At 60.1% G+C, this 16,116-nt stretch carries 12 protein-coding genes and 1 pseudogene; 7 read left to right on the top strand and 6 right to left on the bottom strand.

The features are described from left to right. Positions 1–29: 29 nt before the first annotated feature. Together xseA and HWV07_RS15405 are read right to left on the bottom strand one after the other, a co-directional pair. Entirely contained in the window at positions 30–1,253 is a 1,224-nt protein-coding gene (gene xseA, locus HWV07_RS15410; protein WP_178335165.1) for an exodeoxyribonuclease VII large subunit, read from the bottom strand. Positions 1,254–1,669: 416 nt separating this feature from the next. Then, complete coding sequence (locus HWV07_RS15405; protein WP_178335164.1) at positions 1,670–1,957, bottom strand: hypothetical protein; 288 nt, start codon at positions 1,955–1,957, stop codon at positions 1,670–1,672. Between the two features lie 266 nt (positions 1,958–2,223). Here HWV07_RS15405 and HWV07_RS15400 point away from each other — a divergent pair, with 266 nt between their 5' ends. From HWV07_RS15400 to HWV07_RS15390, 3 genes are all read left to right on the top strand, one after another. After that, on the top strand, positions 2,224–2,877 hold the full coding sequence (locus HWV07_RS15400; protein ID WP_178335163.1) for a helix-turn-helix domain-containing protein: 654 nt from the start codon (positions 2,224–2,226) through the stop codon (positions 2,875–2,877). 344 nt (positions 2,878–3,221) lie between these two features. Beyond that, positions 3,222–4,364: an acyl-CoA dehydrogenase family protein gene (locus HWV07_RS15395; protein WP_178335162.1), complete on the top strand. Its 1,143-nt coding sequence runs from the start codon at positions 3,222–3,224 to the stop codon at positions 4,362–4,364. Positions 4,365–4,572: 208 nt separating this feature from the next. Then, complete coding sequence (locus HWV07_RS15390) at positions 4,573–8,067, top strand: type IV secretory system conjugative DNA transfer family protein (RefSeq protein ID WP_178335161.1); 3,495 nt, start codon at positions 4,573–4,575, stop codon at positions 8,065–8,067. 501 nt (positions 8,068–8,568) lie between these two features. Here HWV07_RS15390 and HWV07_RS15385 read toward each other — a convergent pair. Beyond that, entirely contained in the window at positions 8,569–8,889 is a 321-nt protein-coding gene (locus tag HWV07_RS15385) for a monooxygenase family protein (protein ID WP_178335160.1), read from the bottom strand. 219 nt (positions 8,890–9,108) lie between these two features. Here HWV07_RS15385 and HWV07_RS15380 point away from each other — a divergent pair, with 219 nt between their 5' ends. Then, the gene (locus HWV07_RS15380; RefSeq protein ID WP_178335159.1) at positions 9,109–10,293 is read left to right on the top strand and encodes a trans-sulfuration enzyme family protein; all 1,185 of its coding nucleotides are present in this window, start codon (positions 9,109–9,111) and stop codon (positions 10,291–10,293) included. 969 nt (positions 10,294–11,262) lie between these two features. Here the strand turns inward: HWV07_RS15380 and HWV07_RS15375 are convergent. Beyond that, positions 11,263–12,402, bottom strand: coding sequence for a phage NrS-1 polymerase family protein (locus HWV07_RS15375; RefSeq protein WP_178335158.1), 1,140 nt, complete (start codon positions 12,400–12,402; stop codon positions 11,263–11,265). 951 nt (positions 12,403–13,353) lie between these two features. On the opposite strand from HWV07_RS15375, the gene HWV07_RS15370 reads away from it, so the two are divergent. Next, on the top strand, positions 13,354–13,875 hold the full coding sequence (locus HWV07_RS15370) for a hypothetical protein (RefSeq protein WP_178335157.1): 522 nt from the start codon (positions 13,354–13,356) through the stop codon (positions 13,873–13,875). A 96-nt stretch (positions 13,876–13,971) separates the two neighbouring features. Here HWV07_RS15370 and HWV07_RS15365 read toward each other — a convergent pair. After that, positions 13,972–14,139 (bottom strand): annotated as a pseudogene (locus HWV07_RS15365) (HVO_2922 family protein); the annotation flags it as partial. A 172-nt stretch (positions 14,140–14,311) separates the two neighbouring features. Between HWV07_RS15365 and HWV07_RS15360 the strand changes: the two are divergent. Both HWV07_RS15360 and HWV07_RS15355 read left to right on the top strand, forming a co-directional pair. After that, complete coding sequence (locus HWV07_RS15360; RefSeq protein ID WP_178335155.1) at positions 14,312–14,893, top strand: DUF7342 family protein; 582 nt, start codon at positions 14,312–14,314, stop codon at positions 14,891–14,893. A gap of 65 nt (positions 14,894–14,958) precedes the next feature. Continuing rightward, positions 14,959–15,378 carry a toxin-antitoxin system TumE family protein gene (locus tag HWV07_RS15355; protein ID WP_246279779.1) on the top strand — a complete coding sequence of 140 codons (420 nt, stop codon included), beginning with the start codon at positions 14,959–14,961 and terminating at the stop codon, positions 15,376–15,378. 13 nt (positions 15,379–15,391) lie between these two features. On the opposite strand, the gene HWV07_RS15350 is transcribed toward HWV07_RS15355, so the two are convergent. Continuing rightward, positions 15,392–15,964, bottom strand: a complete 573-nt coding sequence (locus HWV07_RS15350; RefSeq protein WP_178335153.1) for an SCP2 sterol-binding domain-containing protein — start codon at positions 15,962–15,964, stop codon at positions 15,392–15,394. Positions 15,965–16,116: the final 152 nt, after the last annotated feature.

Below are 16,116 nucleotides of genomic sequence, written 5' to 3'. Positions count from 1 at the left end.
CACTCGTTGCTCGTTGCACTGACTTGAACCTACAGGACGAATACAACGACGAGTGCGGCACCGAGCAACAGGACCGCGAGCAGGACTGCGACCACGATCCGCAGGCGTCGGGCCTCGGCCGTCCCTGCCTGCACCTTCACGTCGGCCTCCAGATCACGGTAGGCGTTTTCGATCCGCGACGCTAGCGTCTCGGTCTCCCGTGTAACGCGCGTCCGGTAGGCCTGATGGATCCGTGACTCGAGGTCGGCCGCCCGCTGGAGCGATGCATACCGCGCCGCCACCGCCTGCTGTACCGCGGTGAACGCCGACTCGACGCGACGATCGTACGCATCGAGTGCGTCGTCGACCACGCCCTGATAGGCGGTTTCGACGCGAACCTCCAGCTGGGCGAGTCGCTGCTGTACCTCGGCCTTGTTCGGTGTCGTCGCGACACCGGCATCGGTCGGCGTCATCGCCCGCGCGTCCGCGACGGCTTCCGACAGCGTCTCGTCGTCCTCGTGACCGACTGCGACGACAACCGGCGTCGAACAATCCGCGATCGCACGGACCACCGGCTCCTCGTTGAAGCACCACAGGTCGGTATCCGAGCCGCCGCCTCTGGTGACGACGAGCACGTCGACCGCTGAGTCGGTTTCCAGCCGCTGGACCGCCCCGACGAGCGACGGGACCGCGTTGTCACCCTGGACGATCGCCCCACAGAGCTTGACCGTCACACCGGGATGGCGGCCATCGACGGCAGTGGTGAAGTCCTCTCGTGCAGAGCCGGACAGTGACGTCACGACACCGATGCAGGAGGGGTACTCGGGCAGCGGCTGTTTGCGTTCCTCGTCGAGCAGCCCCTCATCGTCCAGTTCCGCTCGGAGCTCCGCGAGTTCCTTCGCACGGTCGCTCTCACCCAGCGGCCAGTAGTCACTGACCTGGAGCTGCGTATCGCCGCGATCCGAGTAGAAGTCCACCCGAGCACGAACGACGGCTGCTGTTCCTTCCTCAAGGTCGTGGTCGAAACTCTCCAGAGCCCCCGACCACGCGATACACGATATCTTCGCTTCCGTCTCGATATCGCTGAGTTCGAAGAACGTCCCGAAATCGTACGGATTGACGTCCGATATTTCTCCGACGACGTAGGACGGGAACCGCTCCTGGGATGCGTCTAACACGGCCTCGATCTCGGCGTTGAGTTCGGCGACCGACCACGCCTCCTCCGGCACCGCCGTAGAATCGACAGCTCCCACGTCTTCGTCCACCCCTGCCATACGCCCATCGGTTATGCGACGAGCGTCATAACCCTGACGCGCAGTCCACCGATCGGAATCTAGTGGTCGAAACAGCTCGGTGGGGTCGGAATTCCGAAGCTAACTACCTCGAGTGGCTTCCTGTGACGTTTGCATTGCTTCGGGACTCGACTCACCTCGGTACACGGGTGGTGTTCTGTCCCCTGACCTGCTCAGAAAGCTTATATGAAAATCGGACCCCGGAACAGGTAACCGCGCCGAGGAAATGACCGTCGCGTGGAACACCACTGCGGCGGACCGGGTAGGGGTACACGGCGGCGCGGACTGACTCGGATTTCTTCACGGTGGCCAGCACCGCCAGCAGTCCACAGTCACACTCCGATAGAATCGATGTCGTCGAAACGACCGATGGGTTTCCAATCGTCGGCTAATCTTCTTCAGCCACGTGCAGCCACCCAGAGGCCGATCCCGCCCATCAGAAAGCCGGGCAGTAGTGCGATGAGGCCGATTAAGAGAAATGACTCGCCTGACTTCACGATCGGACTGACCACCAGCTGATGGTACGTTACTAGTGGGACGAGGAGGATCGAGACGAGGATCCCGCCAAGGATGAGCGGCCAATCGGATATCATCGGCCCATCCCGGTTGGACTGGCCCCACAGGTCGCGATTGCAGGGCTTGAACTTCGTCCGCCCCTGTTTTGTATCGTCGAGAAAGCCGGCCACACCCGCAACTCATCGTAAGGAGTTGACGAGATCGCAACGCTACGGCTCGATGGCCACTGGCTGTCCCTGTCTCTCATCTGCCGTTTCTCTCCGACCACACAGGGAGGAGCAGACATACCATTGAGTGATTCCATCGAGAAGTGGGTTCTATCGAGACCGGGGAACGGATTGCTTCGAATATCTTCGGCTCCCTTATCAACCAAGCCAGCTCGTGACCTTCAAAGCCCCAGTAATCCTTTTGCGGGCCTTCATCGAACTGTCCCGCCATGAAGCGTGTTCAGATCACCATCTATCCACAGGGCCTGGATAATCCGAGCCTGTACGAGCATCTCACCGATGCGTCATACATCTCCGAGGTCCGGACGGTGAACTGGAACAACGAGACGCCACCAGCGGGGTTTCTGCTCTGGATTCGGGGCGATTATCAGCGGTTAGAAGACCGGCTTGCGGCCGAGTCCGGCATCTCCGATTACGAGATTTTACCACTGTCCGACGACGAGTGCCATTGCTTTCTCGAGGGGGCCGGAACGGCCGATGCACGGCGGCTCTGGTCGAACTTCAACCGTGGAAGCATGATGACGGTTCCACCGGTCGAATGGAATGCCGATGGGAGTAGCACCTTCGTACTCGTCGGCACTGAGGCGGATATCCAAGCGGCTATCGAAGGTGTGCCTGAAGACATCCCGGTCGACGTAGAGCGAGTCGGCGGAACGGCAGTTCGGCCCGAGAGTGTTCGGGGGGCGTTATCGAACCGGCAGCGTGAAACGCTCGAGACAGCCGTTTCCGAGGGGTACTACGAGACGCCACGAGAAGCGACGATCGAAGACATCGCCGCTGAGATGGGGTGTGCCCACTCGACGGCCGCGGAAAGTCTGCAACGTGCGGAATCGAAGATTATACTATCACTCTTCGATTCGTGAAGGTGGTCACTGCAATAGCTATTCTGGCCCTCTCCTATACCCACAATGCTGTCGAGATTCGAGAGGCGCCCTTCCAATCGATCTGAAAGCCACTTTCCGGAGAAATTGAATCGTTGCAGAAGATGACGGTCGGACCGGTACTGCACGCCGCTTGGAGTGCGGTCTGGCTGCCGGGACTGAAAAACAATGCAGAGATATTCGGCGGAACGATTTCCTGCCTCCAAGAGCGACCGAACGCATGGAGACCCGTATCAAGCACCCTTCGCTACCGTCGCTTCAGAGGGGCGAACCTGCCACGATAGCTAATAGACCTATGGTGCTACTCGATCACATACGAGGTAGTCATGGACGCTGACCTCACAGAGGCCCAGATCGCCCTCCGCGATGACGTCCGCGAGTTCGCACAGACGACGATCAAACCCCAGGCGATCGAACTGGATCGCAATGAGGAACATCCGACGGCGATTCTCAACGAACTCGGTGAGAAAGGGTACGCAGGCATCACGCTTCCCGAGGAGTACGGCGGGATGGGAGCGGGACTGGTCGAACTCACGTTGGTTATCGAGGAACTCTCTGCCGCACTGATGCCAGTCGCAAGCGCGCTCGCGTTGCACCTCGGCGTCGCAACGATCGTCGAGCGGTTCGGCACTGATGCTCAGCGAGACCGATATCTCCCGGCGATGGCGTCGTTCGATACGGTTGGGGCCCTCGGCCTGAGCGAAACCCACGCCGGGAGCAACAAACTGGAGATGGAGACGACAGCGGAGCGGGATGGAGACGACTGGATACTGAATGGCCACAAACGCTGGATTACGAACTTCAGTCACGCGGACTTCGTGCTGACGTACGCGAAGACGGGGCCCGACGCCGATGCACCCCACAATATCAGTGCGTTCCTCGTCCCGACGGACGAGTTTGCAGTGGAGACTGTCTGGGACACCCTCGGTGCCAAGACGGTGAAATCACCGAAGGCGAACCTCGACGATGTCCGCGTCCCAGACAGTCAGCGCGTCGGCGAACAGGGCGAAGCGTACGTCCAACGCGGGATGGTCAATACAGGGGTGAACGTGCCCGCCCGCGGCGTCGGCATCGCTCGGGCTGCCCTCGAGGAAACTGTCGAATACACGGCCCAGCGGCAACAGTCCGGTAACCCGATCGCAGATTTCCAGGGCGTCAGATGGCAGGTCGCGAAGATGGCCGAACGCGTCGATACAGCCCGCTTGTTGACGCGTCGCGCAGCCAGAACCGCCGAACAGGGTGCAGATTCGACTCGGGAATTCAGTATGGCGAAGATTCATGCGACGCAGGCCGCCGTCGAGAATGCCAACAAGGCACTGCAGCTGCACGGGGGCATCGGCTATACGACGGAGAAACACATCGAACGGCATCTACGAGATGCCCGACTGTTGACGATCGCTGGCGGACCGAACGAGGTTCACAAGGATACGCTCGCTGATGCCATTTACGAGGATCTCGTGAACCACTGAGCAATGCGCGAAAGACAAGAGATTCCCAAACGCATCCTAGTCAGTTTTCCAGATAGAACGAATTGTGGCTTGATGTGAAGCTGCGTGGTCGTAGGAGATGAGAACCTGAGTCAGTATTCGGCAATCTCACATCCGGTACAATTTCAGGGAGATTCACCAAAGATAGAAAATTATAATTCCTGCTCGGAGTACAAGGAATTATGACCGCATGGCGAGGACAGAGTCGTCACCTGACCCATCGTCGACACGGCGGATCGCACTCCAGATAGTCCCTGACACCGGCCGGCTCGATGGCCGGGCGCTCGAGGATGCCTTCGAACGCCTCCACTCGCTCGACCCCGATTTAGAACTCGAGTTCCGACTGGTCGCCCGCGAGGATACCGTCGAGTACTACGTCACGGTCGACTCGACGCAGGACTCCACGATCGAACACACGCTCAGACGCGTCTTCCCCGCCGAGACCAGCATCGAGCGGGACCCACTCCCTGATGATATCGTCCCCGAAGTACCGACAGCGGCGCTGGAATGCGTCGGGTGGGGTGAGCGTCGCGACGACTGGCAGACCCGCCTCAAACCGGTCCTGCGCGACGACGAGACACTCCAGTTCCCTGCGGCCTCCGTCGTCGACACGCTGGCTGACGCCGACTCGACGGTCGTCTACCAGACCGTCATCACGCCGAAGCCGGACTGGCGCGGCGACGCCGAGTTCCGCATCGACCAGCTGAAGCGGGACCGCGATACGCCCGCCCAGCGACTGGCCGAGTTCATCTTCGGCGAGTTCGAGACCGACGCCTCCTTCGAGGACGCTGCCCCGAGCCACCAGCAACGGATCGAGTCCATCAGGGACACCGACCCGCGGCAGTCCTTCACCGTCAACGTCCGTGCGGTCGCCGACGGCTCCGACGCCAAGCCGGTCCTCGAGGAACTCGGCAGCGCCTTCCAACCGGTGAGCAACGAGCACTATCGCATCGTCCCGCGCGTCTACACTGACGACGAGTCGACCACTGAGATCGCCGACCAGATCGACGCCGTCGACTGTATCGACAGCCAGCCGCTCACCAAGCGCCTCCGACAGCGCCTCCCGATCACGCAGAACGACTCGCGAGCCATCGTCGCCGACCCACTCACCACGCCGAACTTCTGTCTGCTCGATGGCGAATCGCTCACTCACGAGGGCCGACGGGCGATGCAGGCGACGCCCGAAGAGCGGACTGGCATCCCTCGCCCTGATGACGATCTGTTATCCCAGTACGACCACGGGATGCTGCTCGGCTATCCGTTGACCAGCGACCGCACCCGACTCGAGACACCCGTGGCCCTTCCACCGTCGCTACAGGACCTCCACACCGCCTGGTTCGGGAAGACCGGCTCCGGGAAGTCAACGGCGCTCATCAACGCCATGCTCTGGAATCATGAGGCCACCAGCGGTGCGAACATCCTCATCGACCCGAAGGGCGACGGGATGCCCATCGAGTACCTCAAAGCCCACTACGCGAGATACGGCGACCTCGAGAACGTCTACTATTTCGATTGCCGAGAGACGCTGCCCGCGATCTCCTTCTTCGATATCCGTGATCAGCTCGATGACGGCATCTATCGGACGACCGCGATCGAGAACATCGTCGACCACTACGTCGAGATGCTCGTCGGCATCATGGGCTCCGACCGATTCTGGAGTGCCGTCCGATCGCCGGACATCATCCAGTACCTGGTCAAGGCGATGTTCGACCCGGTCCACGGCGCTGACGCCTTTCGCCACCGGGAGCTTCAGGAAGCGGCGAGCCGGATGCACGAGACGCGCGACGCTCCACCGGTCTCCGACCAGGATCTCCAGCGGATGCTCTCCGGTGTCGCCGCCAACAGCAAGCGATCGTTCGACGAGCTGATGCAGGGTGTGGCCAACCGTATCGAAAAAGTCCCGCTCGACGACCGGCTGGGCCAGCTGTTCAATCACATCCCCGAAGACGAGGACGACCCACAGTTCGACTTCCGGGACGTGATCGACGAGGACGCGGTCGTCATCGTCAATACGGGGGCGCTCCGCTCCGAGAGCCAACGGACGATCACGCTCGTGTTGCTCTCGGAGCTCTGGAGTGCACTCCAGCGACGCCACCGCCAGGCCGACCAAGAGGACCTCCCGCTCGTGAACCTGTACCTCGAGGAGGCAGCGACCATCGCCTCCTCGGGGCTGGTCACCGACCTGCTCGCTCGCTCGCGGGCGTTCGGGCTGTCGATGACGCTCGCGATGCAGTTCCCCGCCCAGCTCCGGCAGGCCGACCACGAGGCCTATGCAGAACTCCTGAACAACGTCTCGACGATCATCACTGGGAACGTCGCCGTCGACGACGACCTCGCGAAGCGGCTCGCCACCGAGGACATGCCACCGAGTGAGGTCGCAAACAGGCTACGCGGCCTCCATCGTGGCCAGTGGTTCGCGTCGCTACCCTCCGAGTTCGGCGTCGAGGAACCCCGCCCGTTCCTGCTGGAGAGCGCGCCGATTCCAGCGGGCCATCCCGAGAGCGACGAGCCGTTCTCGGAGGTCCGCCAGACTGCCTTCGACGCGGCGATGGACGTCGTCCGCGATCAGACGCGACTGGAGCACGGGATCGATGTTGCGTTGCAGACCCAGCAGGCGCGGATGGCCCGCCATCAAGAGCAGACGACGTCCAGCGAGATTGAGACAGACCCTGTGCCGGAGACCGAGCCGGCATCCGTAGCCGCCATCGACGAGGATGCTCGACTCGACTCCGCGCTCCCGTACACGAACCGGATGCCTGATCCGGTCGAGTACGATGCCGAGAAGCATGCCCTCCTCTGTGCGAACTGCGAGAATCGGTTCGATCCAACGAGCGACGGCATGCGACAAGCGATCAACTGCTGTCACAGCGATGCGGACGTCACCCGAGATGAGATCCCGATCTGTGAGTTGAATCTGAAGCTCTCGGCAGCCGAGCGCCGCCAGAGCCCGTACACGGACGCACAACTCCGATTCCTCCAGGCCGTCTATATGGCTCACCAACAGCAGTTCGACGCTGAATGGGAGTACGACCTCCTTTACGACAGTATGGTTCGACTCCAGGAGTACGTCGACGTGAGTCACGACGAGGTACAGGAACTGCTCGAGGCCGGGGTCCTCGCCGAAGATTGTTCGTACCCGCACAAGCTCTACACGGTGACAGCCGAGGGGCGTGAGGCAGCGAAGATCGACTACACCGAGGGCGTCGGGTACGGCCATGGCGAGGGCGACCTCGGGGAATCCAGTCTCCACGTGATGATGGTGGAGCTGAGTCGGCGGTACCTCGTACAGGCATTCGTCGACGATCCGTCGTCGCCGGTCGTCGAGGTGATGGCCTACTACGAGGCTGACGGCCATCGATATGACGTGGTTGGGCTCGACGCGGATGGGAATGTGATCGTCGTGGTGGAGGCCGAGCGGTCGAATCACGACACCCGGACGGCCGTCCCCGCCGACTACGACAAGATGGCGGCGCTCGAACCTGAGGAGGCCATCTGGGTGGTGAAGAATCGCGACGGCGTCCACGACGTGTTGAAGGCGCTCAACGAACCCCCGGAGGGTGAACCGCGGGTCGACAAAGTCTACAGTCAGAACACGCCACCGCAGCAGTTCCAACTCGACTTCGAGGGGATGACCGAGTTACACACGCTGCAGTACCTGCGTGATTCACTCCTAGAGCAAGCGTAGCTAGTCTCGGCGCAGAACAGCCGACTGGTATTCGCGACTCAGCTCTCGGTTGTTGCTGTCTGCTTTCTGTGATGGGGATAGGCTATCAGCCCGATGAGTCCGATTGCTGGTGATCCTACGACCCAAACCCAGTATCCCGGGTTTTCCTCGCCTCGTCGGTTCGCATCCACGTATGCCCAGATCGCTCCAAAAATCTGTATCGCTATCGCGCTCGCTACGAGAAGGAAACCCAGACCAGGCGCGTGAAGCAGTGGCGTTGAAAAGGTGGGCTTGGCAGGTGGAATCTGAGCGTGATTTTTCAGCCAGAGGCAGAATAATCGTCGTGGTTCCGCAACATCCCCTGGCTAATTTCGCAGGAGGAAGGCACGGCTGTCTAAGTCGGTTGCAAGACCACAACCTCCAATTCGATCGGTAAATGTAGAGAAGCCATTGCTCGGTCGGTACAGAAGGGGAGATGTTTCACTATGACGGATTGCACCAATCGAAGAAGATGTAGATGTCCTATACAGGTGGGTCTGCATCGTCCCCGAACCCACTCCCGTATGCCTCAACAACTTCTGTGATAGTGACTTCATACGCTTCGTACCACTCTGTCCACCGCTGTTTTCCTCGTTCATGGTCAGGATCTGCCCCGAACGACTCCAGTGCGTCCAACGACTCCCAATAATACACGACGAGAACCTCCTCACTCTCCGGGGCATTCCACGTCCGCTTGCCCAAATATCCCTCCCTGTCCTCTGCAGCTGCTTGGATTGCGTCATTCAACTCATGGAACTCTGTATCGTACTCCCCCGGAGCAAGCCGGAACGTAACAAGATACATTACTACAGTTCACTCCCATACGCGAACAAGACGTTTCTCCTCCAGTGACGCACCATCTTTTTTGAGACCACTCACTTGCCCCGTCGGCCAACTCGGGATATTGTTCTCTCAACGCCAAAATTCCACAACAAGTCACCTTTAGACCGGCCACCCCTATGGTCACGTCTATGGTATCGGTGGAGACCACCACCGGTCAATAGAATCAGAACTGAGCCACTTATGACACAACGTGATGACCGACTTGATGGGAACCGCTTTGCAACCAAAGCCGTCGGGTCAACAGAGACCGAGAGGCGCCCCCATAGAAGGGGGACGAACGACGTTGTTCCGCCGATCCACCTCACCACCACGTTCGAGTGGGCCAGCGGCGACGACGCGAATGAACACGACTACTCACGCGAGAGCAATCCAACGCGAGCAGCTCTCGAAGACCAGTTAGCCCGCCTCGAAGGCGGCGAGCATGGGTTGGCGTTCGCCTCCGGGATGGCAGCCATCTCGACGACGATACTGTCGTTGGTTCCCCCCAATGGCCATATCGTCGCCGCCGATTCACTCTATAGTGGCGCCGAGAAACTTCTCACGGAACTCGCTGCCGGACATTTCGGGGTGGACATCGATTTCGTCGATGCGCGTGATCCCGACACCGTCGCTGCCGCCGTCGATTCAGACACCGACTTGGTGTGGGTAGAGACGCCGTCGAATCCGCTGATACGATTGTACGACATCCGGTCGATAGCTGAAATTACTGACGACCACGACATTCCCTTAGGTGTGGATAGCACCTTTGGGAGTCCGTATTTCCAAGCTCCGCTCGAACTAGGGGCCGACATTGTTGTCCACAGCACGACCAAGTATCTCAACGGGCATTCCGACTCGATTGGTGGGGCCATCATCACCGACGACGATGCAGTGTTTGAGCAGCTGGCGTTTGCCCAGCGGGTCGGGCTTGGCAACATGTTGTCGCCGTTCGACTGCTATCTGGTTTCGCGGGGGCTGAAGACGTTGCCAGCACGGATGGAACACCACGAAGCAAACGCGATCGCGGTGGCGCGATTCCTTGAGAACCACGACCGGGTGAGCTGCGTGTACTATCCGGGTCTTGAGAGTCACCCACAATATGAGCTTGCGAGTGAGCAGATGTCGGGATACAGCGGGATGCTGTCCTTCGAGTTCGACGGCTCGCTGATCGAACTAGAAGCGTTTCTCGAGGGGCTTGATGTCTTCACGCCGGGAGCCAGTCTCGGTGGTGTTGAGAGCCTTGTTGAGGTACCGTCGTTGATGATTCCAGACGAGGTGAGCCATGGGGAGGCGACGGCGGAGATTCCGGAGACGTTGGTTCGGGTGTCGGTTGGCCTCGAAGACGTTAATGACCTCCGCGATGATCTGCGAACGGCACTACCGTAGACGTACCTCTCTTACTCTTGATCGGATGAAGTGAATTGACCGACCGATAAGCAAGCTGGTTCTCTTACCTGATCCAGCCCAGTCCCGCTGAAGCTGACCTGCCTCTGGTTTGGTCAGTACAGGGAGTGGACCAATCGGTCGGTGCAGGTGGTGTATCTGGAAAGATACGTTTTGGAAGTATTTGAACCGAAAGAATTTATACTCTGATTAGAACTCTTAGCCGGTATGATAATGGAAATCACAATTGGAGCCGTCCTCCTCTTTCTCATTATCGCAGGAGGGGTATATCTTGGAACACTTACTGCACTTCACGTCTACTTCGGAGAGTAAAACGACCTATCACTCGTCATAAGTCCTGAAAGCAGGATGTAGCACTGAAATCATTCTAAATCATCGTGGTGTTGCTGACAGACCTGACGGGTATCGGGGGCAAGCCCGGTGGGCCCTTCCTCGCTATCCTGAGTCCAGTCCTATGGCTGGGACTTGGTAGGGCTACCGCAGAGGAGTAGAGTGAGCAAGTGAGGGAATTCGAACGAGATGCCAAGGAGCTTGAACAGAGAGGTGAGAAGCCCCGAGACGAATCGGTCTGTTTGCAAATCCATTCTCACAGCTGTTTCAGTCTCGTTGAGCTGGAACTACCTTCCCTCCAATCGATCGGTATAGGGAGCGTGTTGACCCGAAACCCTATATCAGAAAACGTCGGAGGCTGCTTATGAAGCCAGTGTATGCGCTCGTGGGGATGCCCACCGTCGTGACGGGGTTCGGGTTCGTGTTCGGTGGGCCGCTCTTTGCCCTTCTGTGTCTGTTCTTGGGCCTGGTAATCGGGGCTGGTGTCGTCGAAGAGCCAGAGCCGGGATAACGGATTCTATCGTGAGATTCGTGCTGGAATCAGGTGTTGGTTTGCAATACGGATGAATCAGATTGTCTCATTTCATTACGTCCTACTGATACGATCGATCGGTTTCTTCCCTAGAACCAATTGAACAGCGACGCCTCTTCAGAACGAATCGAGTCAAGTTCAGCCTCCAGCTCTTTACGACGCGCCCGTTCCCGCTCTAATTCGTCCTGCAGCTCACGCTTCTCCTGCAGAACCTCGTTGAGCCGCTTTTCGAGTTCGTCGATGCGGTCGGCTCGCTCGGCTTCTCGAGCCCGGATATCCTCGAGATCGACTGCTGGCGCTGTCTCTGCACTGTCACCTCCAGAAGTGGTTGCGTCAGGTTCGTAGAATTCGCTCGTTCCGGCGATCGCTCGCTCGATCGTCTTCTCGCCGTACGTGCTGCCATCTGCGTAGTGCTGTTCGTCCCACTTCGGTCGCATCAAGCCGGAATCGCGGAAGAGGCGATCCATCTGCTGTGGGTCGCCACCGGTCCAGAATGCGAGCAACGAACACAGTGCCATGTCAGCCTCCGAGTGGCTCTCGTACCCGCTCGTCGATCCCCGCCAGAGCCGCTCGAACTTCTCGCCGTTCGCGGCTGCTGTCGCCTTCTCCAGTAACTCCTCGTCAGTCAGGGTGACCGTTCGACCTGCATCCACAGCAGATTGTGACTCGGAGTCGCTCGCTTCCTCATCTGGAGCGACGTAGGTCTCGTATACGGATTCGAGTTCACTGGTCCGCTCGTGAATCTCAGACGGTGTTCCCGCGACGTGGTCGCCGGTGACGGTGAAGAACCGTGCAGTCTCGTACAGCTCCACGTCGCCCTTCCGGTTCCGACCCTCCGGCAGGCTCCCTGCCACCAGCACGTGGACCCCAGTACCTGATGGACTCACCTCGGTGAACGAATCGAGCGTCTCAATGATGTCGTCGGCCCACGCTGCCGTCGTGGTAGCATCGGGATCGCGACAGTCGTCGAGGTCCGCGCCGACGAACGGATCGTCGTCCGTGAACACGAAGCCGACGCCATCTTCGGTCCCGAACTGCACCTGTTCTCGCGCCGTCGCGAAGGACGCCCACGTCTCCGGATCGGTCGTCGAGGCGAACTCTCCACTCGTCGGATCGATCGGGATTTTGGTCGCCTTCCCGTCGCGGTCTTCGGTCCGCCAGCAGAGCCACTGGTCGTACTCGAGGAGCGACGCCGGGAGGTCACCAGCTGTCGGCAGCGAATCTACCATCGAGCATTCATTGACGCGTTACCTGGAGGAAATGAATCGATTACGATTCAGTCTCTCTACCAAGTTCGTCACACCCCTACGAAACGGCTGTCTCGATGCCTGTGGCCCTGACGAACGGCTGTGGCTGATTCCACAGGGAGACCGTCGCTCCGAAAGGTGAACTGTCGTGCCCTGTGTGCCGCGCCGTATTGAGCGACCGGCTTCCAGCTATCGATGACACTGATATCCGGCACCATTGTTTCGGGTCGAACACGCGTTCTCCGCTGCTATCGACCGGAGCCCTCCATGCAGTGCAACCGCTATTCTGACCGAGACACAGGATACTGAAACCCCGTCACACCCCCTACAATCGGGGGGTGTTCCGGCCGATTTCGATTCTCGGACTCGAGCCAGCAAATCCGAGAAGCATGGCCGACAGTCATCTCTGCAGCACTCAATATCCCCTATCCGGCTGTTTCAGCGACCTAGTACTGGGTACGGCCAGTTACCGATCCAATTCTGCCTGGCCCTGCGTTGCTTGGTCACCACACGGCATTAGACACAGTAACTTCCGGAGAGTCTCAATGGGTGTTATACCCTCCACACCGGACTGATAAACTGTCTTCTGCCGATTCGCACCCGAGAGAAGGGTGTGATTTCGGACGTGACTTCCACCTTTCACACCCTGACGGAGCATCCCATTGTGGACTAGCAGAGAAGGACGTCCCATATGTGAGAGTTCCAGGTCGCTGGAAGTGTTCAGTCCCCCCAATGTGAGGAGGTGTGAACAACATCCAGCGCAATCGGCCAACTGATTTTTTACAGTTGAACTACAATTATGTAGCACCAGCCATCCCAATCGAGGCCCGTCGGTCCCATCCCAGATTTCACCCGTCCGACGTGACGTGGCCCGAACGGACACTCAAGATCGAATCACACTGCCAACGAAACTGTCAATCCCAAACTCAACTGATGGCCCCCGATACGACCCAGGTGTGGATCGAACGGGCGTTGATGATCAGCGGCGTAGCACTCATTCTTGGGGCGGTACTCGCTGCCGGGCCACTGTCGGCTATGGTCGGCGTCCTCGACGACTCCGGCGGTAACGATTCGCCGGTCGTCGACGAGTCGCCGACCACCGAGGAAGCGACGCCAACCCCAGACGACGGGAGCAGCGACGCCACGCAGAGCGGGGAGGAGGCGGCGATCCAAGCGGATGGCGAAACGACCGACGAGGCAGACACGCAACGCGAAGAGGAGCAAACAGAAGAGCAGGAAGAGCGCCAGGAGCGAGAAGAAGAACGCGAGGAAGAGCGGGAAGAGCAAGAAGAGGAACGTGAAGAGGAGCGCGAGGAGGAAGAAGAACGTGAGGAAGAACAAGAGGAGGAAGAAAGCGAGGACGGGGATGGCGTGGATTGGCCCCCGGGGAACGCGAACGGGCGCGACGATAATCCGGGGAACGGAAACGGTAGAGGGAATGGACAGGGGGGATAGCGTCGGTACTCGCTCTCCAAGGGCACTAGAGTCCGCGAGGTTATCGCGACGGCAGCGAGATCGTTACTCCCCGCCTGTCGGCTCCTGAACCTTCTCGACGTTCGCCTCGGGTGCGTTCTGCTTGACGCTCTGGAGGCCCTGCTCGCACTTCTGACGGCTGGCGTATCCCTCACCGGAGTCGGCGATGACGTTCCCGTTGTCGTGGACGAGCCGCCAGCGCCACTGTCCCGCGCGGTCCTCGTACACCTCGAAGGTAGCCTTGGACATGAGCGGGCTGTTTAGGTGCCGGCCCGAAGTACATTCTGGTCAATCGAATCCTGATGGGAACTCGCAGCAACACGGGCAGATCAACTGAGTCTTCGAATTGAGACGCGCTGGACTAGAGTAGAATACTACCTGGCAAAGTACTATATTTCCCCATCCCGAACCTGACCGTATGAGTGATGCTCCGGACTCCGTCCGCTTCGACGACGTCAACGATGTCGTCATCGAGGAATGGACGGCCGAGACGACACCGGCCGAGCGCGTTCGAGAGGTGGTTGCGCACACCTACACTCCGGTGTCGGCCGACGAGGTAGCCGAAGACGCCCATACGTCCCCCAAGACGGCTCGAAAGCACCTCGAAGCGCTGGCCTCGGAAGGATTCGTGAGTACGGAGCCGGGAGCACATGGCGGGACTCGCTATCGCCGGTCCTCGGAGTCATTGGTCGTCGAGCAGGCAGCCGATATCCTGTCGAACGTCTCCGTCGACGAACTGGTCGCCCGAGTCTCTGAGATGCGTGAGACGGTGCGTGACTTCCAGGCCGAATACGGGGTGGAATCTCCCGCGGAGGCGACTGTCGAGCAGACGAACGAGACGCTCGCAGCCGACACTGACGCGGCATCGATCGACGCCGAGACGCTCCGGGAGTGGCAGACCACCCGTCGCAATCTCGCGTTCGCGAACGCGGCGCTCTCGATCGCGAATGCTCGGAAGTTCGTCGGTGATGAGCCCGAGGAGACGCCTTCAGCGCTGTGAGGAGGGACGATTCTGCGAGTTCAGGTGAGGTCCACGCGTTGCGAGGCCCAATCGATCGGGCTGCCATGATATCGATTCGCGACGTGTACGGCGAGCTCGAGCCGCTAGCCACGCCAGAACTGGACGACTACCTGAATCCGACGACCCTCGAGATATCACTGGCCGATGGACTTGGGGACGCGAGTGTCGGCCGGATCGACGTCCAATGGACGACCGAGGACGACTACAAGTTCCACTATACAGACGACCGGGACGTGAACTTCCGATGGGGAAAGCACGCCCACGACCGCGAGTACGTCCACGTCCCTGGACTGGAACACTTCCATCCTCCTCCGGACGCCTCCTCGGATCCGACGGCGGTCGAAGCCTCGTGCATCCACGAATCGCCACCGAAGCTCGTCACGAGGGCCGTCGTGAAGCTTTGGCGTGCTGCCTACCACGCGAACTCGCTCGCACCACTGAACGCGGGGAGTAATCCGCCTTGATCGTCGCTCTGGCCTAGACGTTCATGTCCTCGGCGTTCCGCTGGACGGCGTCCATCGTCTGGCCGAACTGCAGGGCGACCTGCATGTCGCCGTCGAGCTGGAAGTCGCCCTGCATGAACGCCTGCTGGGGGTCGTAGTCGTCGTCGCCGAGCATACTGAACAGCGTGTTCGTGTCGCCGGTGAACGTGACGTCGGGGTCGTCGATACGACCGGGACCGCCTGCGATGCTGCCGGCGTCGGCGTCGGTCTCGGCGTACCACTCGGCGTCGGAGTCGTCGGCGTCCCACTGGACCTGGAAGTCGTCGGTGATCTCCTCCTGGACGGCCGGCGAGACGCGGGCGATGACCTCGAGGCCGCCCCAGAGGATCGACAGAAAGCGGTCGGCGGTCTCGGGATGCTCAGCGACGAGTTCGTCGGCGTTCTCCAGCGTCGACACGCGCGTGACCAGTCGTTCGTAGGTATCGGGGTGCTCGGCGAGCAGCGTCTCTACGTCGTCGTCGACGCCCTCGAGCGCGCCGGGGAGCGATGCGAGAACCTCTTCGTCGTCGCCGTCGAGTGCGTCTTCGATCTCCTCGGGGTTCGTCATGGTTGGTGACGTGTACCGAGGCGCACGTGACGGGTAGAAGTATCCCCTCGTTTGGGAGCCTCCCTATCCCACGGCAGCGTGCACTCTCGCCGAGACAGGTCCGCCGGTCGTGGGCTGGGGATGGAGGCGTAGCGATCTCTATCGGTCGGGAT

Origin of the sequence: Natronomonas salina, from assembly GCF_013391105.1 — an archaeon.
GTDB classification, from domain to species: Archaea; Halobacteriota; Halobacteria; order Halobacteriales; family Haloarculaceae; genus Natronomonas; species Natronomonas salina.
The sequence above is the reverse complement of the archived record's forward strand: the minus strand, read 5'-3'. Positions and strand labels throughout refer to the sequence as shown.

What these genes read in the sequence shown, in the direction of transcription:
- HWV07_RS15395 (WP_178335162.1), top strand. Translation starts at nt 3,222, where the DNA reads ATGGACGCTGACCTCACAGAGGCCCAGATCGCCCTCCGCGATGACGTC.
- HWV07_RS15375 (WP_178335158.1), bottom strand. Translation starts at nt 12,402, where the DNA reads ATGGTAGATTCGCTGCCGACAGCTGGTGACCTCCCGGCGTCGCTCCTC.
- HWV07_RS15385 (WP_178335160.1), bottom strand. Translation starts at nt 8,889, where the DNA reads ATGTATCTTGTTACGTTCCGGCTTGCTCCGGGGGAGTACGATACAGAG.
- HWV07_RS15355 (WP_246279779.1), top strand. Translation starts at nt 14,959, where the DNA reads ATGATATCGATTCGCGACGTGTACGGCGAGCTCGAGCCGCTAGCCACG.
- HWV07_RS15390 (WP_178335161.1), top strand. Translation starts at nt 4,573, where the DNA reads ATGGCGAGGACAGAGTCGTCACCTGACCCATCGTCGACACGGCGGATC.
- HWV07_RS15350 (WP_178335153.1), bottom strand. Translation starts at nt 15,964, where the DNA reads ATGACGAACCCCGAGGAGATCGAAGACGCACTCGACGGCGACGACGAA.
- HWV07_RS15360 (WP_178335155.1), top strand. Translation starts at nt 14,312, where the DNA reads ATGAGTGATGCTCCGGACTCCGTCCGCTTCGACGACGTCAACGATGTC.
- xseA (WP_178335165.1), bottom strand. Translation starts at nt 1,253, where the DNA reads ATGGCAGGGGTGGACGAAGACGTGGGAGCTGTCGATTCTACGGCGGTG.
- HWV07_RS15400 (WP_178335163.1), top strand. Translation starts at nt 2,224, where the DNA reads ATGAAGCGTGTTCAGATCACCATCTATCCACAGGGCCTGGATAATCCG.
- HWV07_RS15380 (WP_178335159.1), top strand. Translation starts at nt 9,109, where the DNA reads ATGACACAACGTGATGACCGACTTGATGGGAACCGCTTTGCAACCAAA.
- HWV07_RS15370 (WP_178335157.1), top strand. Translation starts at nt 13,354, where the DNA reads ATGGCCCCCGATACGACCCAGGTGTGGATCGAACGGGCGTTGATGATC.